We start from the raw sequence: 20,299 nt of genomic DNA on the forward strand, positions 1-20,299 counted from the left end.
TAAAGATATTGGATTGCCTTTCACAAATTTGTAACATTGCTCTTCGTCCTGTTAGTAGGTATTAAATATGGAAACTGTCAGATCATGCAACATTTTACTGCCGAATGCGTCATAAGGAAGATGTAGCACCTAAATGTTGAAAAAGCACAACAAAATTCCTACGACAGCATTTATATGCTACAATATGCGCGGGAGGTTTTGTGATGTTAAAGAAAAGTTTTCTAGCAGTTTTAATTTTATTTGTATTCACTTTAACTGCATGTGGTAATAAAGAAGAGAAGATTAGTGATGACGATCGAGAAAAGGTAATAGAGGATGGTACCGTTGGCTTTGAGATGATGGGCGGTAATGTAGAAAAAGCAGAAAACGTACCAGCAGCAGATGAAAAAGCTATTTTAGCTTCTTTCGATGAATATATTGCAGCCCTAAATGCGGAGGAAATCGACCGCTATATGAAAACGATTTCGAAAAATCCAAAGGGTTTTAAATATGATGAAGAAAAAACATATGCAACGGAAGTGTTCGATCAATTTGATATAAAGCGTGACGTCGAAAATGTAACGATTGCCAAATACGGGTCAGAAGAAGCTCAAGTATTTGCCAATATCAAAATGCATTCTCTTCAACTCGAAACAAATGTTGAGCATGAAAGCGCAGGACGACAGGTAACGGTCTTTGTCAAAGAAGATGATGATTGGAAAGTAACAAGCGTCTTTTATATTGGCGATGACTCACAGTCAAGTACAGGCAATTAAGAGGAGCGATCTTCATTCAACATAGAATTGAGTGAAGATACGCCTACTATACATAGGAAATGAATGTGAAATGGAGGCTAGTTAGCTACTAGCTCATTGTCGAATGACCAAACGTAAAATATACGTTCGTCCTTCATCACATTCATTTCTTTTTTGTTTTCATTCAAAATCTGTGAGAAACCCAACAACAATTGCACCAAGATGAAATAGATTGTAAACTATGAATCATAGGAGAGTGGACATAGATGAGGACGGCAATCGTAACAGATAGTACTGCATATAATACAGCTGAGGAACGTGCACGCTTAAATATCCATATGATACCTTTAAGTGTTAATATTTCAGGCCAATTATTTGCAGAAGAAGTAGATATCACAGCATCTGAATTTTATGATAAGGTGCGTGGTGCCAAAGAATTCCCCAAAACAACACAGCCTCCAATCGGAGAATTTGTCGCTCTTTTCGATGAGCTAGCAAAGGATTACGATGAGGTTATTTCTATCCATCTATCGAGTGGAATTAGTGGAACATACCAAGGTGCCGTGCAGGCAGGTGAAATGGTGGAAGGTATTGATGTGTATGCCTTTGACAGTGAAATATCCTGTGCTGTTCAAGGCTTTTACGTTTTAAGAGCAGCTGAAATGGCGAAAGAGGGCTATTCAGCCAAAGAAATACTTGCAGCATTGGCGGACATGCAGCAGTATATTCGTGCTTACTTCATTGTAGACGACTTAGCACATTTACAACGTGGTGGGCGTTTGTCTTCTGCGGCAGCCTTAATCGGTGGCCTTTTACAAGTGAAGCCTGTCCTTCATTTTGTGGACAAGGTAATTGTTCCTTTCGAAAAAATCCGAACACGTAAAAAAGCTTTAAAGCGTGCGGAGGAACTGCTAGCAGAGGATGCTAAAAAATATGATGCCATGGATGCTGTGGTCATTCACGGCAATTGCCCAGCAGAAGCGCAAGAATGGCTAGAACAATTAGCCGCAACGTACCCGAACGTCAATTTTAAATTAAGCTATTTTGGTCCTGTTATTGGTACTCATTTAGGAGAAGGGTCAATGGGCTTAGGTTGGACCAAAAAATAAACGTAACCGATGAAAGTCTCTACGAAATTGTAGAGGCTTTTTTCTATGAAAGGAGAGAGAATTTTGAGATACAAAGGTTGGCTATTACCACCAGCTTTACGGGATTTTCATGAGGGCCGTATTTGGTTAAAGCATCATTCTCCATTTGCAACTATAGATACTGATCGAGCAATTAAGCAAAATTACTTCCGTATAATAGAAGGAATTGAATTGACGCCCGTCACCAAATGCAATCGTTGCCACAATATAGACCCACATTTATTCACGATATTCGATTGTTCAAAATGTCAGCAGCAATGTTTATATTGTCGACATTGTATTCGTATGGGCAGGGTGAGTAGCTGTACGCAATTGATGTTGTGGACAGGCCCTCGAGTAATCAAAATGAGAAAGCATACATTAAAGTGGGCAGGGCAGTTGACAAAGCTCCAACAGCAGGCTGCAAGTGAAATGCTAGCAAGTGTACAAGCAAAACGCTCCCATCTTATTCATGCTGTATGTGGGGCAGGAAAAACGGAGTTGCTTTTTCCAACTGTCCATGATGCATTAAAACGGGGTTTGCGTGTTTGTATTGCTACACCGCGCACGGATGTAGTATTAGAGCTATATCCACGCTTTCAACAAGCATTCCCTAAGACAGTTATTCATGCATTATATGGTGGGGTAACGAAGCAAAATGCTTATGCCCAGCTTATTATTGCCACAACTCATCAGCTCTACCGATTTGAAAGCACCTTTGATGTCATGATCGTAGATGAGGCAGATGCTTTTCCTTATACTATAGATGAAACTCTACAAAGATCAGTGACAAAGGCCAAAAAGGAAGAGGCACCTATCGTATTTGTTACAGCAACGCCATCACAGAAATTACTCAATGCCTTCCAACATGAAAGCTATTCCTTCATCCCTAAACGCTTTCACAATCATCCATTACCAGTTCCTCAGTTTCGTGCTTTATGGGGGTACGATAAAAGCTTCAAACAAGGAAAAATCCCTAAAAAGTTAATAGAATGGACGGAAGAACGCCTTGAACGAAAGGAACCTTTCTTACTGTTTTTCCCTACAATCGCCCTCATGCATAAAGCAGCGCCTCTATTTCAGCTAGTAAATGAAAATATCCTTGCTGTGCATGCAGAAGATCCGGATCGGAAAGAGAAAGTAGAGATGCTACGAAATAATGAAGTACCCGGACTTTTAACGACCACCATATTAGAGAGAGGTATCACCATTAGTAATGTACAGGTGGCAGTTATTGGGGCAGAATCCTCCATATTTACCGCAAGTGCACTCATTCAAATTGCTGGACGAGTCGGACGAAATAATCAATATCCAAATGGGGACATCATATTCTTTCACCATGGCATCACGACAGAGATGGATGAGGCATGTGCGAAAATCCTCTTTTATAATAAGAAAGGATTTCCCGTATGAATAAAACGGAATCGCATTGCTTATTATGCTCACAGCTATTGAAAACCTCAGTTACTTGGAAAACGCTATTAATAAAGCAATTTACTCCAACTATATGTACAAGATGCACTGCTCGCTTTGAGCATTCACAGTCCATTACAGCACTCTATCAATATAATGAGGCCATGAAAGACTATTTACACCAATTTAAATTCCTACAAGATGTAGCTCTGGCAAAAGTATTTCGGCAGGAGCTGTATACCCGTTTCAATAAAGAAAAAGCCATGATTCTACCGATTCCCATGCATCCCCTCAAACAACAGGAACGTACCTTCTCTCATACGAATGAATTATTAACGGCAGCAAATATACCCTATATTCAGCTGCTCGAAAAGACCACAACAGAAGCACAAGGCTCCAAAAATAGAGAACAGCGCTTACGTGCAGCTCCGCTTTTTCGTTTAAAGGAGGGCGCAAATGTAGAGCATAAAGATTACCTTCTATTTGACGATATAAAAACTACAGGAACTACATTACAGCATGCTGCAGATGTTTTAATGCAAGCAGGTGCAAAAAATGTCCAATACTTCACATTAATTGAAGGATGAATTTTCCAATGTATTATGTATAATAGATGATGAGTTTAGTATGCGTAGATAAGATATTTTGTTAGAGGAGGAAAAGTAGATGGCAGAGGTTCGAAATTGTCCAAAATGTAATGAGTTTTTTAATTATACAGGGGTACGGGAAGTTTGTCATAAATGTGCACAATCAGAAGAAGAACTGTATCAAATCGTATATCGCTTCCTACGTAAACGTGAGAACCGTGCTGCAACAGTGGAGCGTATTGTAGAAGCGACGGGAGCAGAGGAAGAGCTATTATATAAATGGGTGCGTAAAGGTCGCTTGCAACCAGCTATGTTTCCTAACTTAGGCTACCCATGTGATAACTGTGGTCATCTGACGACGACAGGCAAGCTTTGCACAAAATGTCAGGATGAATTAAAAGCTGATTTACGTACTTTTGAAGCGGCTAAGGAATTCCGTGATAGTGTAGAGCAACGCGATCGTGTCACATATCACGCAGACCGAAAACGTTAATAATTGAAGGTGTGTTAATTTTAAACAAAATTAGCACACTTTTTTATATGTGAAAACTTAACATTATGTGAGACAATCCGAAATAATAGTAAGATAAGATTTTTAGACGGGGGGTTTCAAGATGAAAATTACATCTTATGGAATTAATGCAGTGAACGCCTATAAAAACCAGGTTCGCAATGTTAAATCCGATACAAACAAAACATCTTTTGCAGATAAAATCGAAATTTCAAAAGCTGCTCAAGACATGAAAAGCGTTTCAACCTACAATACGGAGCGAGCTGACCGTGTTCAACAGCTGAAAAAAGACATTGATTCTGGAGAATACAAAGTCGATGCTCGTAAAGTAGCTGAGGATATGCTGAAATATTATCGTTTCTAGTGTATAGCAGAAAGGGTGTATAGCGAAATGTCTGTAGAAGCGATTAATTCTACATTAACGATGCTAGAGAGAATGCATAAAAGCTTACTTGAACTAGCCTTCAAAAAAACAGAGATCATTAAAGCTGGCGATATCGAAGCGCTAGACCAATTGCTCAAGGATGAGCAGGCACACGTAGCGGCCATCGATAAGCTCGAACAACAGCGTCAGAAACAGGTAACGGACTACCTTGAAGCAAAGGGACTTGCTTCAACTGACAAAACAACTGTTGCGGACGTCATCGAGGTTGCTGAACAACAAACGGACAAAGCAACATTATCAGTAGTTCGCGATCGCTTATTGCAAATTATCAATGACCTACGCACACAAAATGACTTAAATCAAAAGCTCGTGTTCCAATCACTACAAATCGTCAACCTAACATTAGATGCCGTAAGACCTCGTACAGAGCAAATGAATTACTCTAGCAACGAGGTTCTCGGCACAAATAACATAGCAAAAAAATCATATTTCGATTCACAAGCCTAACAAAGGAGGAAGAAACATGCGCTCAACATTTATGGGGCTAGAAGCAAGTAAACGTGGCCTCTTCGTACAACAAACAGCTTTATACACAACAGGACATAATATTTCCAACGCCAACACATTAGGCTATTCACGCCAGCGAGTAAACATGCAGGCAACACCTGGTTTTCCTACTGCTGGATTAAACCAACCAACTTATCCAGGTCATCTTGGTACTGGGGTAGAAGCAAGTTCAATTCAACGTATTCGCAGTGAATTTATTGACCGTCAATATCGTCAAGAGACGAATAAGTTAGGTTATTGGGAATCTAGAACAAATGCTATTGCCCAAATGGAGGATGTTATGAATGAACCTTCAGAATTTGGTTTAGATAAAGCTTTCGAACAGTTCTGGAAGGGTCTTCAAGATATTGCGACAAAGCCTGCAGATGGTGCTTCACGTCAAGTAGCCATTAGTCGTGCGGAGCACTTAGCTGAATCTTTTAATTACCTTGATAAACAATTAAAAATGATTCAGGGCAATCTTGGGAATGAACTTAATGTTTCAACAACCCAAATTAATACCATCCTAAAGCAGATTGCTGCTGTTAATAAACAGATTCAAGAGGTTGAACCTAGTGGACATGTACCAAATGATTTATATGATGTTCGTGATACGTTAGTCGATAAATTAAATGAATATATCCCGGTTTCAATTGAACGTATTCCTTCTGGTGGTTTAGCATCAGAGGTTGCAGAGGGCAGCTTAAAAATTACATTTAAAGGCGCAGATGGTGTTGTCAGAGATTTAGTAAACGGTAAAGATTTCGCTCAATTTACAGCAATGGGTACTAATGGCACGAAGGTGACAGGCGACGATATTACAAATTCTTTCTCTGAATTACAATTAACAGGATTGGAATCTTTAGATGCACACGAAGCTGGTGCTGTCACTAGTACACAAACAGCCATTAAACAGCAAGACTTTGAAGCATCAAAAGGGAAATTACTTTCACTAATTAATACTTTTGGCTATCAAAGTGCAGGTGGCGATATTAAAGGATACTACCCAGAAACTTTACAAAAATTAGATCAATTAGCCAATGCATTTATTAAAGAATTCAATGCGCAGCATGCAAAAGGATATACCCTTGAAGAAAAAGATGCGAACGGAAACATCATCAATGCTTCTAAACCAGGTGGCGTTTTCTTTGAAGGAACTGGTGCTGGTGGAATTAAGGTTAATGAGGATATCAAAAAAAATCCTAATCTTTTAGCAGCATCGTCTAACCCGACAGAAGAAGGAAATGGTAAAAATGCTTATGAACTTGCCAATATGCAGCATAAATTATATGCAGATATAGATAATGCAAGCTTACAATCATTCTATCAAGCGATTGTCGGTAAAGTTGGTGTAGATGGTGAAGAAGCATTACGTTTAGCAGCCTCGTCTGAATCCCAACTTCAAATGGTGTTCAAAAGCCGTGATTCTGTAAGTGCTGTTTCTTTAGATGAAGAAATGACAAATATGATTACTTTCCAACAAGCATATAATGCAAATGCACGTATGATTACGGTTGTCGATGAAACATTGGATAAAATTATTAACGGTATGGGCCGAGTTGGATTATAACAATAGAAAGAGTAATTAATGGAGACAATTTTCTCCAACTAACAAGAAGGAGGTTTTTTACAACATGCGGGTAACACAATCGATGCTATCAAGTAACATGCTACGCAATTTAAATATCAGCTATGGTAAAATGTCTAAGCTCCAAGATCAAATCAATTCTGGTTCAAAGATCACTCGTCCATCTGATGATCCAGTTATTGCAGTGAAGGGTATGGGCTATCGTCGAGATTTAGCTAAAGTAGAGCAATACACTCGTAATATGATTACGGCAGGAAGCTGGTTAGATTCGACGGATGAATCTTTAAATCAGGTTGGTGAGCAGATGAAGCGAGTTCGTGAACTGGTTATTCAAGCGGCCACTGATTCAAATACATCTGAGGATCGAGACAAAATAAAAAAAGAAATTGACCAAATTCGCCAACAATTACAGGATGTAGGGAATACGAATATAGGTGGTAGTTACATATTTAGTGGAACTAGAACAAACGAGCCTTTGTTTATAGGAGGTGCCATAAACCCAAATACTAATCAAGAGAGTGTAAAAGTAGAAATATATGATGGTATCCAGCTTTCTGTGAATACACCAGGGAAAGATCTATTTAATAATATAGATGATATGATGGGGAAAATTTCGGATTTATTAGGCGATCCAACAAAAACAGGTGAAGAAATTGCTAGCATGCTAGGTGGAGTATCCTCATCTACTACAAATGATGATATTACAGCCATGCATAATAAAGTTTTAGAAGCACAGGCAGACATCGGGGCACGGCAAAATCGTGTAGAAATGATGGAAAATCGTTTGGGTGTACGTGAGGTTAACGTAACAAAACAATTGAGAGATAATGAGTCTGTTGACTATGCAAAGGCCATTACTGAAATGGTGACACATGAATCTATTCATCAGGCTGCACTTTCAGTAGGTTCTAAAATTATTCAACAAACACTAGTGGATTTTATCCGTTAATATCATTTAGGCGTTTGGACACCTTGTTCAAACGCTTTTCTTGAAAGGAGAGCTAGTATTGTGAGGCTACCACAAATACAAATTCGTACAATCGATGCCAAAATTGATCTTCATATTGGTAAACCTCAGCAGCATATTGAACAACCAAAAGCGACACAGCATATTGAACAGCCAGCCGCTATTTTAGATATAAATACAACGAGAAGTGTTTTGAAGATTGACTCCTCACAGGCAAGAAGAGACATAGGAATGATCGGTCCCTTAGAATCAAGTGCAAATTACGCTGAAAAAGGGAAACAAGAGGCGCTAAAAGGAATGGCACGAAGAGCAAGAGAAGGACGACAAATTATGGAGAATTCAGGGAAAGATCAAGGGCGTGCAGTAATTCAAAATATCGCTCAGCAAAACCACGGTCCACATCGTGTACAATTTAATGTCAAATTTGTACCATCCGTAGGATCCGTCAAAATTAATTTCACTCCAGGTACAACGGATATCAATATTCAACGAAGAGAACCAGTAATTGACGCCAAAGTGAACAAACCTATACATGAATACACACCAGGAAAAGTAACTGGTACAATGATACAAAGACCAGATGTTGACATCGATGTCATCATTTAAAGGAGAGTTTTAAAATGAAAATTGCTACTAAATTTTTAGGAGAAGTTGAAATTATTGAACAGGATATCCTAACATTTGAACATGGCTTACTAGGATTAGAGGAGGAGCGGAAATTTATATTGCTACCAATTGATGCAGACCTTCCGTTAGCAATATTACAATCAGTTGAGCGGCCTGAAATTGGTTTTGTCGTTGCATACCCTTTCGCTTTCAAAAAAGATTATAGCTTTGATATAAGTGAAGAGGATCTTGGGCAGCTACACTTAGAGAAGGAAGAGGATGTGTTAACATACTCTATAGTAACAATGAAGGATACACTCCAAGATTCAACTATTAATTTACTTGCACCTTTAATCATTAATATGAAAAAAAAATGCGGTAAACAAATTGTCCTTCAGGATAGTAAATTCTATCCATTACGTTACCCAATGCAGTCATTGGAAGGAAGTGCAAAATAATGCTAGTCCTTTCGCGAAAAAAAGATGAGTCAATCATGATTGGTGATCAAATTGAAATAAAGATTTTAGCCGTAGAAGGAGAGCAAATTAAGCTAGGTATTGTTGCCCCAAAAACGGTAAAAGTACATCGTTCGGAAGTTTTTCAAGCAATACAAGCTCAAAATAAAGAAGCTCTTTCTTCAACAACAAACTTTTTAGAGCAATTGAAGAAAAAATAAGAGATATAAGTTGTTTAAAACTATTACATAAAAAAATAAAAAAATTTCTAAAAAACTATTAAACATTTCCAACTAATTACGATATATAGTTTGTAAGGGGCAGGAAGTACAAACATACTACCTATTCCTAAATTCCACACGGATGTGGAATAACAAAACAAACATTCAAGGAGGAATTCCAAATGAGAATTCAACACAACATTTCAGCTTTAAACACACACCGTAACCTTACTTTCAACAACACTCAAGCTTCTAAAAACCTTGAGAAATTATCTTCTGGTTACAAAGTAAACCGTGCGGGCGATGACGCTGCTGGTTTAGCAATCTCTGAAAAAATGCGCGGACAAATCCGTGGTCTTGATATGGCTACTAAAAACGCTCAAGACTCTATCTCTTTAATCCAAACTGCTGAGGGTGCTCTTAACGAAACTCACGCAATCCTACAACGTATGCGTGAATTAGCAGTACAATCTGCAAACGATACAAACGTAACTGCAGACCGTACAGCACTTAACAAAGAAGTAACAGCATTAAAATCAGAAATCGACCGTATCGCTAAAAACACTGAGTTCAATACTCAAAACTTATTAGATGGTACTTTTTCAGGTAAAAAATTCCATATCGGTGCTAATGATGGACAAGCGATTACATTACAAATTAGTACAATGGATACAAAAGGTCTGAAAATTACGGGTTCAATTGATACTCAAACAAAAGCTGACAAAGCTATCAAAAACTTCAACGACGCTTTAGAATCAGTTTCTTCACAACGTTCTGATTTAGGTGCTGTTCAAAACCGTTTAGAGCACACTATCAATAACTTAGGTGCAACTTCTGAAAACTTAACAGCTGCTGAATCACGTATCCGTGACACTGACATGGCGAAAGAAATGATGGGCTTCACTAAGAACAATATCTTAATGCAAGCTGCTCAGTCTATGTTAGCTCAAGCTAATCAACAACCACAAGGTGTACTTCAATTATTACAATAATTGACTAACATTTAGAATAATATTAAAAGCTTGAACGAGTCCTCGTTCAAGCTTTTTTTAATAAAAAATTTAAAAATCCTTTTTTATACCGATATAAACAAAGAGGTAGTATATTATTTTTCTAAAGAATACTACTAAAAGTGCTTTTATCAGGATAGTCTTACTAAGTAAAGCAAGGAGACGACTTTATGGAAGATTTAGATATAATTTATTTACAAACAAGAAATAATAAGCCTAATGCAAAAGTGAATGGATATTTTTTACATAGTAATTACAATCCAGAAGCAGAGGCTGAAAAATACATAAATAATAACTATAAAGAAGGATATTTAAATATATTATTTGGCTATGGCCTAGGGTACATAGCTAATACTATTGTAAACAAGTATGGGAATACAGGTATTTTGGTTTACGATCCTTTATTTAGTAGTTTAAATATTAAAAATAAGGATAATATTGAAGGAATTTTTACTGATTTACAAGACTTTTGTAAGCGTTCAGAAGATTATATTGCTGAATTTGATCGTAAGGTCAATATTCTACTCTCACCTAATTATGATAAAATTTTTGACAGAGAATATAAAGAATTTCTAGATTTTATTCGTCATGTTCAAATTGAAGATATAGTAAATGAAAATACCATAAGATTTTTTGGCGATTTATGGCAAGAAAATTACATTATGAATTTATACTACGTTAATAAAGATAATAGTTTAAAAGCACTCTATAATAAGTATGATTGCCCTGTAATTCTAGCTTCGGGAGGACCTTCCTTAACGAAACAATTATCATTGTTAAAAAAGATTAAAGATAAATGTTTGATAATAAGTGCTGGTTCTACAATTAATTCTTTATTGGCCGCAGACATTATTCCTGACTATGTAGTAACAATGGATGGTGGAGAAAGTAACTATTTACACTTTAAAAACATTAAATGTTATGATTTTGATTTAATTTATGGATTAGGGAATGCATGGAAAATAGAAAGAGATTTTCAAGGAAACCGCTATAGCTTTTGTTTTTATGGAGAAGATAGTATTCATAAACGTATTAAAGAAGGTCTAGGTAAAGATTTACCAATGCTATCAACTGGTGGTACAGTTGCTATTACTGCATTAGAAATTGCAAGTAAAATTAGTTCGGGACCTATAGCAATCATTGGACAAGATCTTGCATTTACTAATAATAAATCCCATGCAGAAAATAATAACCATTACAGTGAGTTAACAGATGATTTTTTTAAGAAAGATCTGACATTTGAAGTAGAAGGTTACTATGGTGAAACTGTAAAGACGAATCACCAGTTTAATAGTATGAGAAAAAGTTTAGAAAAATTATATCAAAACTTACAGCATCATCATAAAATCTATAATTGTACTGAAGGTGGTGTAAAGATTAATGGTATGCCACAAATAGATTTCGTAGCATTTTGTGAAAGTTATATTAATATAACAAATAAACTTACTAAGTTGGAATTTCAGAATTATATAAATGATAACGAAGCAAATTATAAAGAATTTATGAATCAAGAAATACAAGTCTATTTAAAAATAAAAAAATTACTAGTGGATGCAATTCATCTTTTAAAAGAAGAGAGAAATAATACTATCTTTACAACTAGTACTTTAAAAAAATTAGATAAAATAGATTCAAAATTGAAGGAGTATTATCCACAAGTTATAATGGAAAGAATTGTTGATCCAATTACTATGGATGTAATGCGAATGACTACGGATAAAAAACAAAGTGAGAGAATTGATAATTTCAAACAAATACATAAACAAAATATGTATCTTTATGAAAATCTGTTAGAGGCAACTGAAAAATCTTTAAAATTTACTAGAGTTGCATTAGATGAATTCGGAGGGTGTTAACATGAATAAAACAGAGATTGTAGATGAATATTTTAAATATGTAGCAAAACTACCAGCAGGAATACAATATATTGCAGATAATTTAAGAACTGATAAAATTCCCATGGCATTAAATGAAATCCTGAATTTTTCAGAAGGTATTACTTGGATTAAACAAATGGAAGAAATTTTAACTGACCAAGGGGTCAATACGAATTTAGATAGAAATCAATTGGATGAATATTTAAATCTTATCAATGAAGGTTTAGAAAAACAGGATTTTGTCCTTGTAGCTGATATTTTTGAATATGAAGTCTTGCCATATTTTGAAAAAATAGTAGCTTGAAATTAGTAATAATTAGCGATAGGTTATTAAAAACACTTTTTGAATGTTCAATTAAAATTCAAAAGTGTTTTTCTTATTTTCTATTAAATTAAATTATTTGGTATGGAAAGAATGGTTAAGAACATAGGCTAAAAATTAAATTAGTATAAATAAAAATGGACATCATATTAAATTATTATATTTATTTCTCAAATGTAGAAATACGCTAAATTTGTCCGATATAATATTTATATGATACATAGATAAGGAGAAATACAATGAGTGTTTTAAAAGATAAAGTGGTATTAGTAACAGGGGGTACAGGCTCTTTTGGTAAAAAATTTATCGGAAAAGCACTTACATTAGGTGTAAAAAAGATTATTGTTTTTAGTCGTGATGAGCTAAAACAATATGAAATGAAGCAAGATTTTCAAGATGAACGCATTCGCTTCTTTATTGGTGATGTTCGTGATAAGGACCGTTTGTATCGTGCATTTGATGGTGTGGATATTGTTATCCATGCAGCAGCTATGAAACATGTCGATGCATGTGAATATAACCCATTTGAGGCGGTTAAGACGAACATTCATGGTGCTCAAAATATTATTGAAGCAGCAATTGATCGTGGAGTAGAGAAGGTAATTGCGCTTTCTACAGACAAAGCATGTAGCCCTGTTAATTTATATGGTGCGACAAAACTAGCATCAGATAAATTATTCGTCGCAGCCAATGCTTACGTAGGAGAAAAGAAAACACGATTTGCTGTTGTACGCTATGGCAACGTAGTAGGAAGTCGTGGTAGCGTAGTACCATTCTTTAAGAAGATTAAATATACAGGTAAGTTACCTATTACTGATGCACGTATGACACGTTTTTGGATTACCCTTGGTCAGGGAGTGCAATTTGTATTAGATAATTTAGAGCGAATGTATGGTGGAGAAATTTTTGTGCCGAAAATTCCAAGTATGAAAGTTACAGATTTAGCAAAAGCGATTGGACCTGAATGTGAAATAGAAGTGATCGGGATTCGTCCTGGTGAGAAATTACATGAAGCAATGATTATGGAAGATGATGCTCGTCATACATTAGAGTTTGATGATTACTATGTTATCCAACCTGAACTTGCTTGGTTTGCTAAAGAACAATTAAATGGTGGGAAAGCTTTATCTGATGGATTTGCTTACACAAGTGATAATAATACCGAATGGTTAACTATTGAACAATTAAAAGATTTAGTAGAAGAAATGTAGTCTCAGACTGCATTTTTTCTTTCGGGGAGTGATAAGAATGAGAGATACATATTTACCGTATGGACAACAATGGTTAGATGATGAGGATATACAAGCTGTGGTGAACGTATTAAAGGGTAGTTACTTAACAACTGGTCCAACAATTTCGAAATTTGAAGAATGCGTGGCAAAATATGTTGGTTCAAAATATGCTGTAGCATTTTCAAATGGAACGGCAGCACTTCACGGAGCATGCTTTGCTGCAGGTATTGGAGAAGGAGATGAAGTTATTACTACACCAATCACTTTTGCAGCAAGTGCAAATTGTGTACGTTATGTAGGTGGTACAGTTGTTTTTGCGGATATTATAGAAGATACATATAACATTGATCCTTTGGAAATTGAAAAAAAAATTACACCGAATACAAAGGCTATTATCCCTGTTCATTTTACAGGTCAACCCGTGCAGTTGGCAGAAATCCATGATATTGCGAAGAAACATAACTTAATTGTCATTGAGGATGCAGCACATGCACTAGGAGCTAGATATAAAGGAGAAAAAATAGGTGCCTTAAGTGATATGACAATGTTCAGCTTTCATCCAGTAAAACACGTAACCACAGGTGAAGGTGGCGTTATAACAACTAATAATGAAGCTCTTTATAAAAAACTTATACAATTTCGTTCTCATGGAATAACAAGAGATGCATGCAATCTTTCAAAAATAGATGGTCCTTGGTATTATGATATGCAGTTTTTAGGGTTCAATTATCGAATGACAGATATTCAAGCGGCTCTTGGGATTAGTCAGCTAAAGAAGCTAGATCAATTTGTAGCACGTCGCTGTGAAATTGCTCAATTATATAATGAAGCGTTTAAGAATAATGAATGTTTATTTACACCAATCCAGCATGTAGATGGTAATTCAAGTTGGCATCTTTATATTATTAAATTAAATTTAGAAAATATAAGTGTAACTCGAAAAGAAATTTTTGAGGCATTATTAGCTCAAAATATTGGTGTGAATGTACACTATATTCCAGTACATACTTTGTCATATTATCAGGAATTAGGGTATGTTAAAGTGTCTATGCCTAAAGCAGAAGAACTATATGAAGCAATTATTACCTTACCATTATTCCCTAAAATGTCTAATGCGGATGTAATGGATGTAATCGATTCAGTGATTATGGAATTAGAAAAGGTGAAAAAATGAGAATCGTAGCTATTATTCAAGCAAGGATGGGTTCAACTCGTCTACCTGGGAAAATCCTAAAAAAAGTGAATGGTAGATCTTTATTATCATATCAACTAGAGCGTTTACAGCAAAGTAATTATATAAATGATTTAGTAATAGCAACTACCATTGATGAAAAAGATGATTTAATAGTAGAGTTTTGCAAAAAAAATAATATTTTGTGGTTTAGAGGATCAGAAGAAGACGTGTTGGCTAGATATTATGAGACAGCTAAAACATTTAAAGCAGATGTAATAGTCCGAATTACTTCTGATTGTCCAATAATTGATGTGCAAGTGGTTGATAAAACGATATGGAATTTTATGGATAATAATTTTGAATATGTATCAAATACAGTAGAAAGAACATATCCAAGAGGTTTAGATACGGAAGTATTTACATTTGCAGCTTTAGAGAAGGCTTACAATGAAGCTACGTTAGCAAGGGATCGTGAACATGTCACTGCTTATTTTTATACGAATCCTGATGTTTTTAAAGTAGGTAGTGTCCAAAATGAAGTGGATTATAGTAAATATCGATGGACAGTGGATACAGAGGAAGATTTTCAGCTAATTAAAAATATAATTGAAAAGCTTTTTTTCAAAAATCCTCAATTTACTCTACATGATACAGTAAATCTAATGGAAGCTAATCCAGATTGGTTTTATATTAACGCTCATATTGAACAAAAGAAGTTATAGGTGATAATATGGATACATTTATTAGAGTGGATGCCTCAGTTGAAATTGGCACTGGACATGTCATGCGTTGTTTAACATTAGCGCACAGGTTAAAAAAAGATGGGCAACAGGTAGCTTTTATTTGTAGAGGTGCAGAGGGTGAATGTATAACATTAATAGAACAACAAGGGTTTGTTGTTTATACTTTGCCTCCTTGTTATGGTTCATTATGGAATTTTGTGACCGAATACTGGGAGAAAGATGCTTATGAGACAATTGAGATTTTAAAACAATACAATGTGAAAAAACTGATTATTGATCATTACTCAATTGATGTTAAATGGGAACATTTAGTTCGACCATTTGTTAAGAATATAATGGTTATTGATGACTTAGCAAATCGTAAACATGATTGTGATTTATTACTGGATCAAAATTTTTATTCGGATATGGAAACAAGGTATGAAGGGTTAGTTCCTTCTTCCGCTAAAATGCTACTAGGACCAAGTCATGCTTTGTTAAGAGATGAATTTATAGAAGCAAAAAAGCATATCAAACCTTTTAATGGAAAAGTTGAACGTATATTTATTTTCTTCGGTGGAAGTGATCCAACCAATGAGACAGAAAAAGTTCTTTTGGCAATTAAGTCAATTATAGAGCAATATAAATTAGTTGTAGATGTAGTTGTAGGAAATTCAAATCCAAATAAATTGAAAATCAAACAACTATGTGACGGAATTGAAAATACCCATTATTATTGCCAAGTGAGTAATATAGCAGAATTAATGGCACAAGCAGATTTAGCAATTGGTGGTGGTGGAGCGACGACTTGGGAGCGTATATTAATGAAACTGCCCTCGCTTGTCATTATTATTGCTGAAAATCAAAAAAAAGTTTCGATGGATGTCGAAAAACTAGGTGTTATAAAAATTATTGGAGAATCAAAGAATGTTTCTTCAATGAATATTTATCGGTCATTATATGAATTGATTATTAATAACAATATTCTAAATGAAATGAATCGTAATTTTTAATATTTCAAAAGATTTATAAAAATTAAACAGAAGGGGTGAATTATATGAATTTTTTAGGATATAAATTAAAAGATATGACACCAGAAATTTTACATCTTGTACTGGATTGGAGAAATAGAGAAGAGATACGTAGATTAATGTATAAGAGTGATATTATTACATGGGAAGAACATTTAAGCTGGTACAATACTATTATTGAGACTAAAAGGAGTATTCCCAATGTATTGTATTATAAAGATATTCCTGTTGGTGTAGTAATTTTTAACGATATTGATAATAAAAAAACCTGTAGTTGGAGTTTTTATATAGGAAATCCAATAAATAAAAAGGGAAACGGATTAATTCTTGGATATCTTGCCCTAGAGTATTTATTTAAAATGGAATGCTTTGAAAAACTAACTGCAGAAGTCATTGAGTATAATATTGCAAGTAGGAAATTTCATGAAAAATTAGGTTTTTTATTAGATGCTAGATTTGAAAGTGGATTCACTAAAGGTAATGAAAAATTTGATATATACAAATACAGTATTACTAAAGAGAAATGGTTATTACATAGCGATGTAATAAAAAAAATATTATTGAAAAATTTGAAATGAGTGATTCTGATTTGAATATAGTTATTGCATATTCTAAACAAACTTATGAAAAAATTGAGTTGAATTTAAAAAATAAAATTCATGATGTTAATTTTTATAAAATAGAAAACGAAAAACAATTAACTTGTGAATTTTTAGAAAAAATTAAGCCTAAATATATTTTTTTTCCTCATTGGTCTTATATTATTCCAAAAAAGATTTACACAGATTATGAGTGTATTATTTTCCATATGACTGATTTACCTTTTGGAAGGGGAGGATCACCATTACAAAATTTGATAGCTAATGAAATATACAGTACTAAAATTTCGGCGTTAAAATGTGAAGAAGAATTAGACTCTGGACCAATATATTTAAAAGTACCGTTCAGTCTTTATGGTAATGCCGAAGAAATTTATTTGCGTGCAGCAGATATAATACAAGACATGATAGAAATCATTATTAAAAATAATCCTGTACCTATTATTCAATCAGGTGAAGTTACTACTTTTAAACGACGGAAACCTGAAGACAGTAATATTATGGAGATTGAAGAATTAAATAAAATTTTTGATTATATAAGAATGTTAGATGCTGAAGGATACCCGAAGGCATATATTGAAATTGATCATTTTAAGTTAGAGTTTAGTAGACCATCATTTAAGGGGAATGAAATTTTAGCTGATGTTAGAATTAAAAAGAAAGGAGAAAATTTATGAAAAAAGTTATTGTAATAGCTGCGCATCCAGATGATGAGGTATTAGGTTGTGGAGGGACTATGGCACGACATGTAATTCAAGGAGACGAGGTTAATTCAATAATATTGGCTGAAGGAATTACTAGTAGAGATTTAAAAAGAAATAGAGATATTCATAATGAAGAATTTGAAATATTACATAAAGCTGCACTTAAAGCAAATGAAATTTTAGGTGTAAGTAAAGTTCAGTTATTAGATTTTCCTGACAATCGTATGGATGGGCTTGATTTGTTGGACATTGTTAAGAAAGTTGAGGAAATAATAAATGAATATAAACCAGATGTAATATATACACATCATATTGGTGATGTAAATGTCGATCATCAACAAATTCATCGGGCAGTATTGACAGCAGTTAGGCCAATACCAGGAAATCATAGAGTACAAGACTTACTTTTCTTTGAAACTGCTTCGAGTACTGAGTGGATGACGCACGGGTCTGCACCTTCATTTCAACCAGATTGGTATGTAAACATTAGTGAGACTTTAGATAGGAAACTGAAAGCATTAGAGGCATATGAATATGAAATGCGCGATTGGCCACATGCTAGATCAATAAGAGCATTAGAGCATTTATCTAGATGGAGAGGTTCTAACATTGGAGTTGAAGCGGCAGAAGCTTTTATGTTAGGAAGAAAAATAATAGATTAAGAGAGGATTGTTGATATTGAAAAATATATTATTTGAAAATATCCAAATTGGTTTATCTTCAAAACCATTTATTATTGCAGAAATGTCAGGGAACCATAATCAATCTCTTGATCGTGCTTTAAAAATAGTAGAAGCTGCTGCAGCTTCAGGAGCACATGCATTAAAAATTCAAACATATACAGCAGATACAATGACATTAAATTTAGATAATCCAGGTTTCCAAATAAATGATGATACAAGTTTGTGGAATGGACAAAATCTATATAATTTGTATCAGCAAGCATACACACCTTGGGAGTGGCATAAACCAATTTTTGATCGGGCAAAAGAATTAGGAATGATTGCTTTTAGTACGCCATTTGATGAAACAGCTGTTGATTTTTTAGAGGAATTAGAAGTTCCGCTCTATAAAATTGCTTCATTTGAAAATACGGATTTACAGCTTATCAAAAAAGTTGCTGCAACTGGTAAGCCAATGATAGTATCCACAGGTATGGCAACATTGTCGGAATTAGATGAATTAGTAAGGACAGCAAAAGAAGCTGGTTGTAAAGACTTAGTATTATTAAAATGTACAAGTACATATCCTGCTACGCCTGAGAACACAAATATTTTAACCATTCCTCATATGAAACAGTTATTTGACGATGTCCAAATTGGATTATCTGACCATACGCTCGGGATAGGTGTGGCTGTAGCAAGTGTTGCACTAGGTGCGACAGTCATTGAAAAACATTTTACTCTAAATAGAGCTGATGGTGGGGTAGATGCAGCATTTTCAATGGAACCTGCTGAAATGAAATCGCTTGTAGAAGAAACGGAACGTGCTTGGTTAGCTATGGGAAAAGTTACTTATGGTCCAACAGAAAAAGAAAAAGCTTCATTAAAATTTAGACGTTCAATATACGCTGCTAGGGATATTGAGATAGGAGAAATACTTACTAAAGAGAACATTAGAATAGTCCGTCCAGGAAACGGGCTTAAACCAAAATATTATGAACAACTACTAGGCAAAAAAGTAAAGTGTTCAATAAAAAAAGGAGAACCTTTTAATTTTGATTTCATATAATTTTGAGGGATTATAAAATATAGAATTGCAAATTCTATAAACTAAAAGATTAAATTGAGTATATTAAAGAATGGAGATTTTAGATGGGATACATAAATAAGCAATACTGGGAAGAATTTTATAAGGATAGAGTTGATTTAACTGAATATTCAGCCTTCGGCGAGTTTATTTTAAAAAAAAATGAAAAAACTATTAATAACACAATCATAATTGATTTAGGATGTGGAACTGGAAAAGATACATTTTATTTTGCAAAAAATGGTTTTGAAGTTGTTGGAATCGATGGATCAGAAGAAGTAATAAAAATTAATAATAATATAATGAAGAAACATTTTAATTCCAATAAAAATATTGATTTTGCCTGTGTTGATTTAAGTGATGTTAATGAAGTTGAAAAATTAATGACCAAAATTAACGAAATTTTAATATCTCAAGAAAAAAAAATTTTGTTTTATACTAGGTTTTTCTTACATGCAATTACAGAAGAAACTGAAAATTTGATTTTTGAAAGCATTCTTGAGAATATTAAAATCCCATGTGAAATAGTAGCGGAGTTCAGAACTAAAGAAGATGAGGAATTAGACAAAGTTTTTGATGATCATTACAGAAGGTATATAGATACAGATTTGCTAATTACCAAATTAATAAAACTTGGATTTTCTATTGAAGAGTTCTCTAAAGGAAGAGGGTTTTCTGTTTACAAAAATGAAAATCCATTTTTAGCAAGAATAATTTTTAAAAAGAACTAGTATGTAGT

24 protein-coding genes are annotated in these 20,299 nt (G+C 34.4%); all 24 read left to right on the forward strand.

What is annotated here, in order from left to right; translation table 11 throughout:
• Positions 1-203: 203 nt before the first annotated feature.
• The 24 genes from MKY80_RS03030 to MKY80_RS03145 all read left to right on the forward strand — a co-directional run bounded on the left by MKY80_RS03030 (position 204) and on the right by MKY80_RS03145 (position 20,291).
• Complete coding sequence (locus tag MKY80_RS03030) at positions 204-755, forward strand: DUF3225 domain-containing protein (protein WP_342531926.1); 552 nt, start codon at positions 204-206, stop codon at positions 753-755.
• Between the two features lie 245 nt (positions 756-1,000).
• Complete coding sequence (locus MKY80_RS03035; protein ID WP_008178870.1) at positions 1,001-1,843, forward strand: DegV family protein; 843 nt, start codon at positions 1,001-1,003, stop codon at positions 1,841-1,843.
• A 45-nt stretch (positions 1,844-1,888) separates the two neighbouring features.
• Positions 1,889-3,274, forward strand: a complete 1,386-nt coding sequence (locus MKY80_RS03040; protein WP_342531928.1) for a DEAD/DEAH box helicase — start codon at positions 1,889-1,891, stop codon at positions 3,272-3,274.
• Positions 3,271-3,861: a ComF family protein gene (locus tag MKY80_RS03045; RefSeq protein ID WP_008178866.1), complete on the forward strand. Its 591-nt coding sequence runs from the start codon at positions 3,271-3,273 to the stop codon at positions 3,859-3,861. Before MKY80_RS03040 ends, MKY80_RS03045 begins: the two co-directional genes overlap by 4 nt.
• A 79-nt stretch (positions 3,862-3,940) precedes the next feature.
• Positions 3,941-4,354 (forward strand): TIGR03826 family flagellar region protein, encoded by a 414-nt coding sequence (locus MKY80_RS03050; RefSeq protein ID WP_008178864.1) that lies wholly within the window; start codon positions 3,941-3,943, stop codon positions 4,352-4,354.
• Positions 4,355-4,475: 121 nt separating this feature from the next.
• Entirely contained in the window at positions 4,476-4,736 is a 261-nt protein-coding gene (gene flgM, locus MKY80_RS03055) for a flagellar biosynthesis anti-sigma factor FlgM (RefSeq protein ID WP_036123292.1), read from the forward strand.
• 27 nt (positions 4,737-4,763) lie between these two features.
• Positions 4,764-5,264, forward strand: a complete 501-nt coding sequence (locus MKY80_RS03060; RefSeq protein WP_342531932.1) for a flagellar protein FlgN — start codon at positions 4,764-4,766, stop codon at positions 5,262-5,264.
• 16 nt (positions 5,265-5,280) lie between these two features.
• Positions 5,281-6,873 carry a flagellar hook-associated protein FlgK gene (gene flgK / locus MKY80_RS03065; protein WP_036225865.1) on the forward strand — a complete coding sequence of 531 codons (1,593 nt, stop codon included), beginning with the start codon at positions 5,281-5,283 and terminating at the stop codon, positions 6,871-6,873.
• A gap of 64 nt (positions 6,874-6,937) precedes the next feature.
• Positions 6,938-7,840, forward strand: a complete 903-nt coding sequence (gene flgL / locus MKY80_RS03070; RefSeq protein ID WP_036167117.1) for a flagellar hook-associated protein FlgL — start codon at positions 6,938-6,940, stop codon at positions 7,838-7,840.
• A gap of 60 nt (positions 7,841-7,900) precedes the next feature.
• Positions 7,901-8,464: a DUF6470 family protein gene (locus MKY80_RS03075; RefSeq protein ID WP_328203278.1), complete on the forward strand. Its 564-nt coding sequence runs from the start codon at positions 7,901-7,903 to the stop codon at positions 8,462-8,464.
• A 14-nt stretch (positions 8,465-8,478) separates the two neighbouring features.
• A complete protein-coding gene (gene fliW, locus MKY80_RS03080) occupies positions 8,479-8,922 on the forward strand; it encodes a flagellar assembly protein FliW (RefSeq protein ID WP_342531941.1) in 444 nt (147 codons plus the stop codon).
• Positions 8,922-9,140 (forward strand): carbon storage regulator CsrA, encoded by a 219-nt coding sequence (csrA, locus tag MKY80_RS03085; protein ID WP_036225876.1) that lies wholly within the window; start codon positions 8,922-8,924, stop codon positions 9,138-9,140. The genes fliW and csrA overlap by 1 nt, the downstream gene beginning before the upstream one ends.
• Positions 9,141-9,322: 182 nt before the next feature.
• Complete coding sequence (locus MKY80_RS03090) at positions 9,323-10,132, forward strand: flagellin (RefSeq protein ID WP_342531944.1); 810 nt, start codon at positions 9,323-9,325, stop codon at positions 10,130-10,132.
• A 188-nt stretch (positions 10,133-10,320) separates the two neighbouring features.
• Positions 10,321-12,006 (forward strand): 6-hydroxymethylpterin diphosphokinase MptE-like protein, encoded by a 1,686-nt coding sequence (locus MKY80_RS03095; RefSeq protein ID WP_342531946.1) that lies wholly within the window; start codon positions 10,321-10,323, stop codon positions 12,004-12,006.
• A gap of 1 nt (position 12,007) precedes the next feature.
• Complete coding sequence (locus MKY80_RS03100; protein WP_342531948.1) at positions 12,008-12,331, forward strand: hypothetical protein; 324 nt, start codon at positions 12,008-12,010, stop codon at positions 12,329-12,331.
• Positions 12,332-12,588: 257 nt separating this feature from the next.
• Positions 12,589-13,560: a UDP-N-acetylglucosamine 4,6-dehydratase (inverting) gene (pseB, locus tag MKY80_RS03105; RefSeq protein WP_342531951.1), complete on the forward strand. Its 972-nt coding sequence runs from the start codon at positions 12,589-12,591 to the stop codon at positions 13,558-13,560.
• Positions 13,561-13,597: 37 nt separating this feature from the next.
• A complete protein-coding gene (gene pseC, locus MKY80_RS03110) occupies positions 13,598-14,755 on the forward strand; it encodes a UDP-4-amino-4,6-dideoxy-N-acetyl-beta-L-altrosamine transaminase (RefSeq protein ID WP_342531953.1) in 1,158 nt (385 codons plus the stop codon).
• The gene (locus MKY80_RS03115) at positions 14,752-15,477 is read left to right on the forward strand and encodes a glycosyltransferase family protein (RefSeq protein ID WP_342531955.1); all 726 of its coding nucleotides are present in this window, start codon (positions 14,752-14,754) and stop codon (positions 15,475-15,477) included. Before pseC ends, MKY80_RS03115 begins: the two co-directional genes overlap by 4 nt.
• An 8-nt stretch (positions 15,478-15,485) precedes the next feature.
• Complete coding sequence (gene pseG, locus MKY80_RS03120) at positions 15,486-16,490, forward strand: UDP-2,4-diacetamido-2,4,6-trideoxy-beta-L-altropyranose hydrolase (protein ID WP_342531957.1); 1,005 nt, start codon at positions 15,486-15,488, stop codon at positions 16,488-16,490.
• A 44-nt stretch (positions 16,491-16,534) separates the two neighbouring features.
• Positions 16,535-17,086, forward strand: coding sequence for a UDP-4-amino-4,6-dideoxy-N-acetyl-beta-L-altrosamine N-acetyltransferase (gene pseH, locus MKY80_RS03125; RefSeq protein ID WP_342531959.1), 552 nt, complete (start codon positions 16,535-16,537; stop codon positions 17,084-17,086).
• Positions 17,083-17,784, forward strand: a complete 702-nt coding sequence (locus MKY80_RS03130; protein WP_342531961.1) for a methionyl-tRNA formyltransferase — start codon at positions 17,083-17,085, stop codon at positions 17,782-17,784. Before pseH ends, MKY80_RS03130 begins: the two co-directional genes overlap by 4 nt.
• On the forward strand, positions 17,781-18,473 hold the full coding sequence (locus MKY80_RS03135; RefSeq protein ID WP_342531963.1) for a PIG-L family deacetylase: 693 nt from the start codon (positions 17,781-17,783) through the stop codon (positions 18,471-18,473). Before MKY80_RS03130 ends, MKY80_RS03135 begins: the two co-directional genes overlap by 4 nt.
• A 16-nt stretch (positions 18,474-18,489) precedes the next feature.
• Entirely contained in the window at positions 18,490-19,542 is a 1,053-nt protein-coding gene (gene pseI, locus MKY80_RS03140) for a pseudaminic acid synthase (RefSeq protein ID WP_342531965.1), read from the forward strand.
• An 83-nt stretch (positions 19,543-19,625) separates the two neighbouring features.
• Positions 19,626-20,291: a class I SAM-dependent methyltransferase gene (locus tag MKY80_RS03145; protein WP_342531967.1), complete on the forward strand. Its 666-nt coding sequence runs from the start codon at positions 19,626-19,628 to the stop codon at positions 20,289-20,291.
• Positions 20,292-20,299: the final 8 nt, after the last annotated feature.

Origin of the sequence: Lysinibacillus sp. FSL R5-0849, assembly GCF_038595075.1 — a bacterium.
Classification (GTDB): Bacteria; Bacillota; Bacilli; order Bacillales_A; family Planococcaceae; genus Lysinibacillus; species Lysinibacillus fusiformis.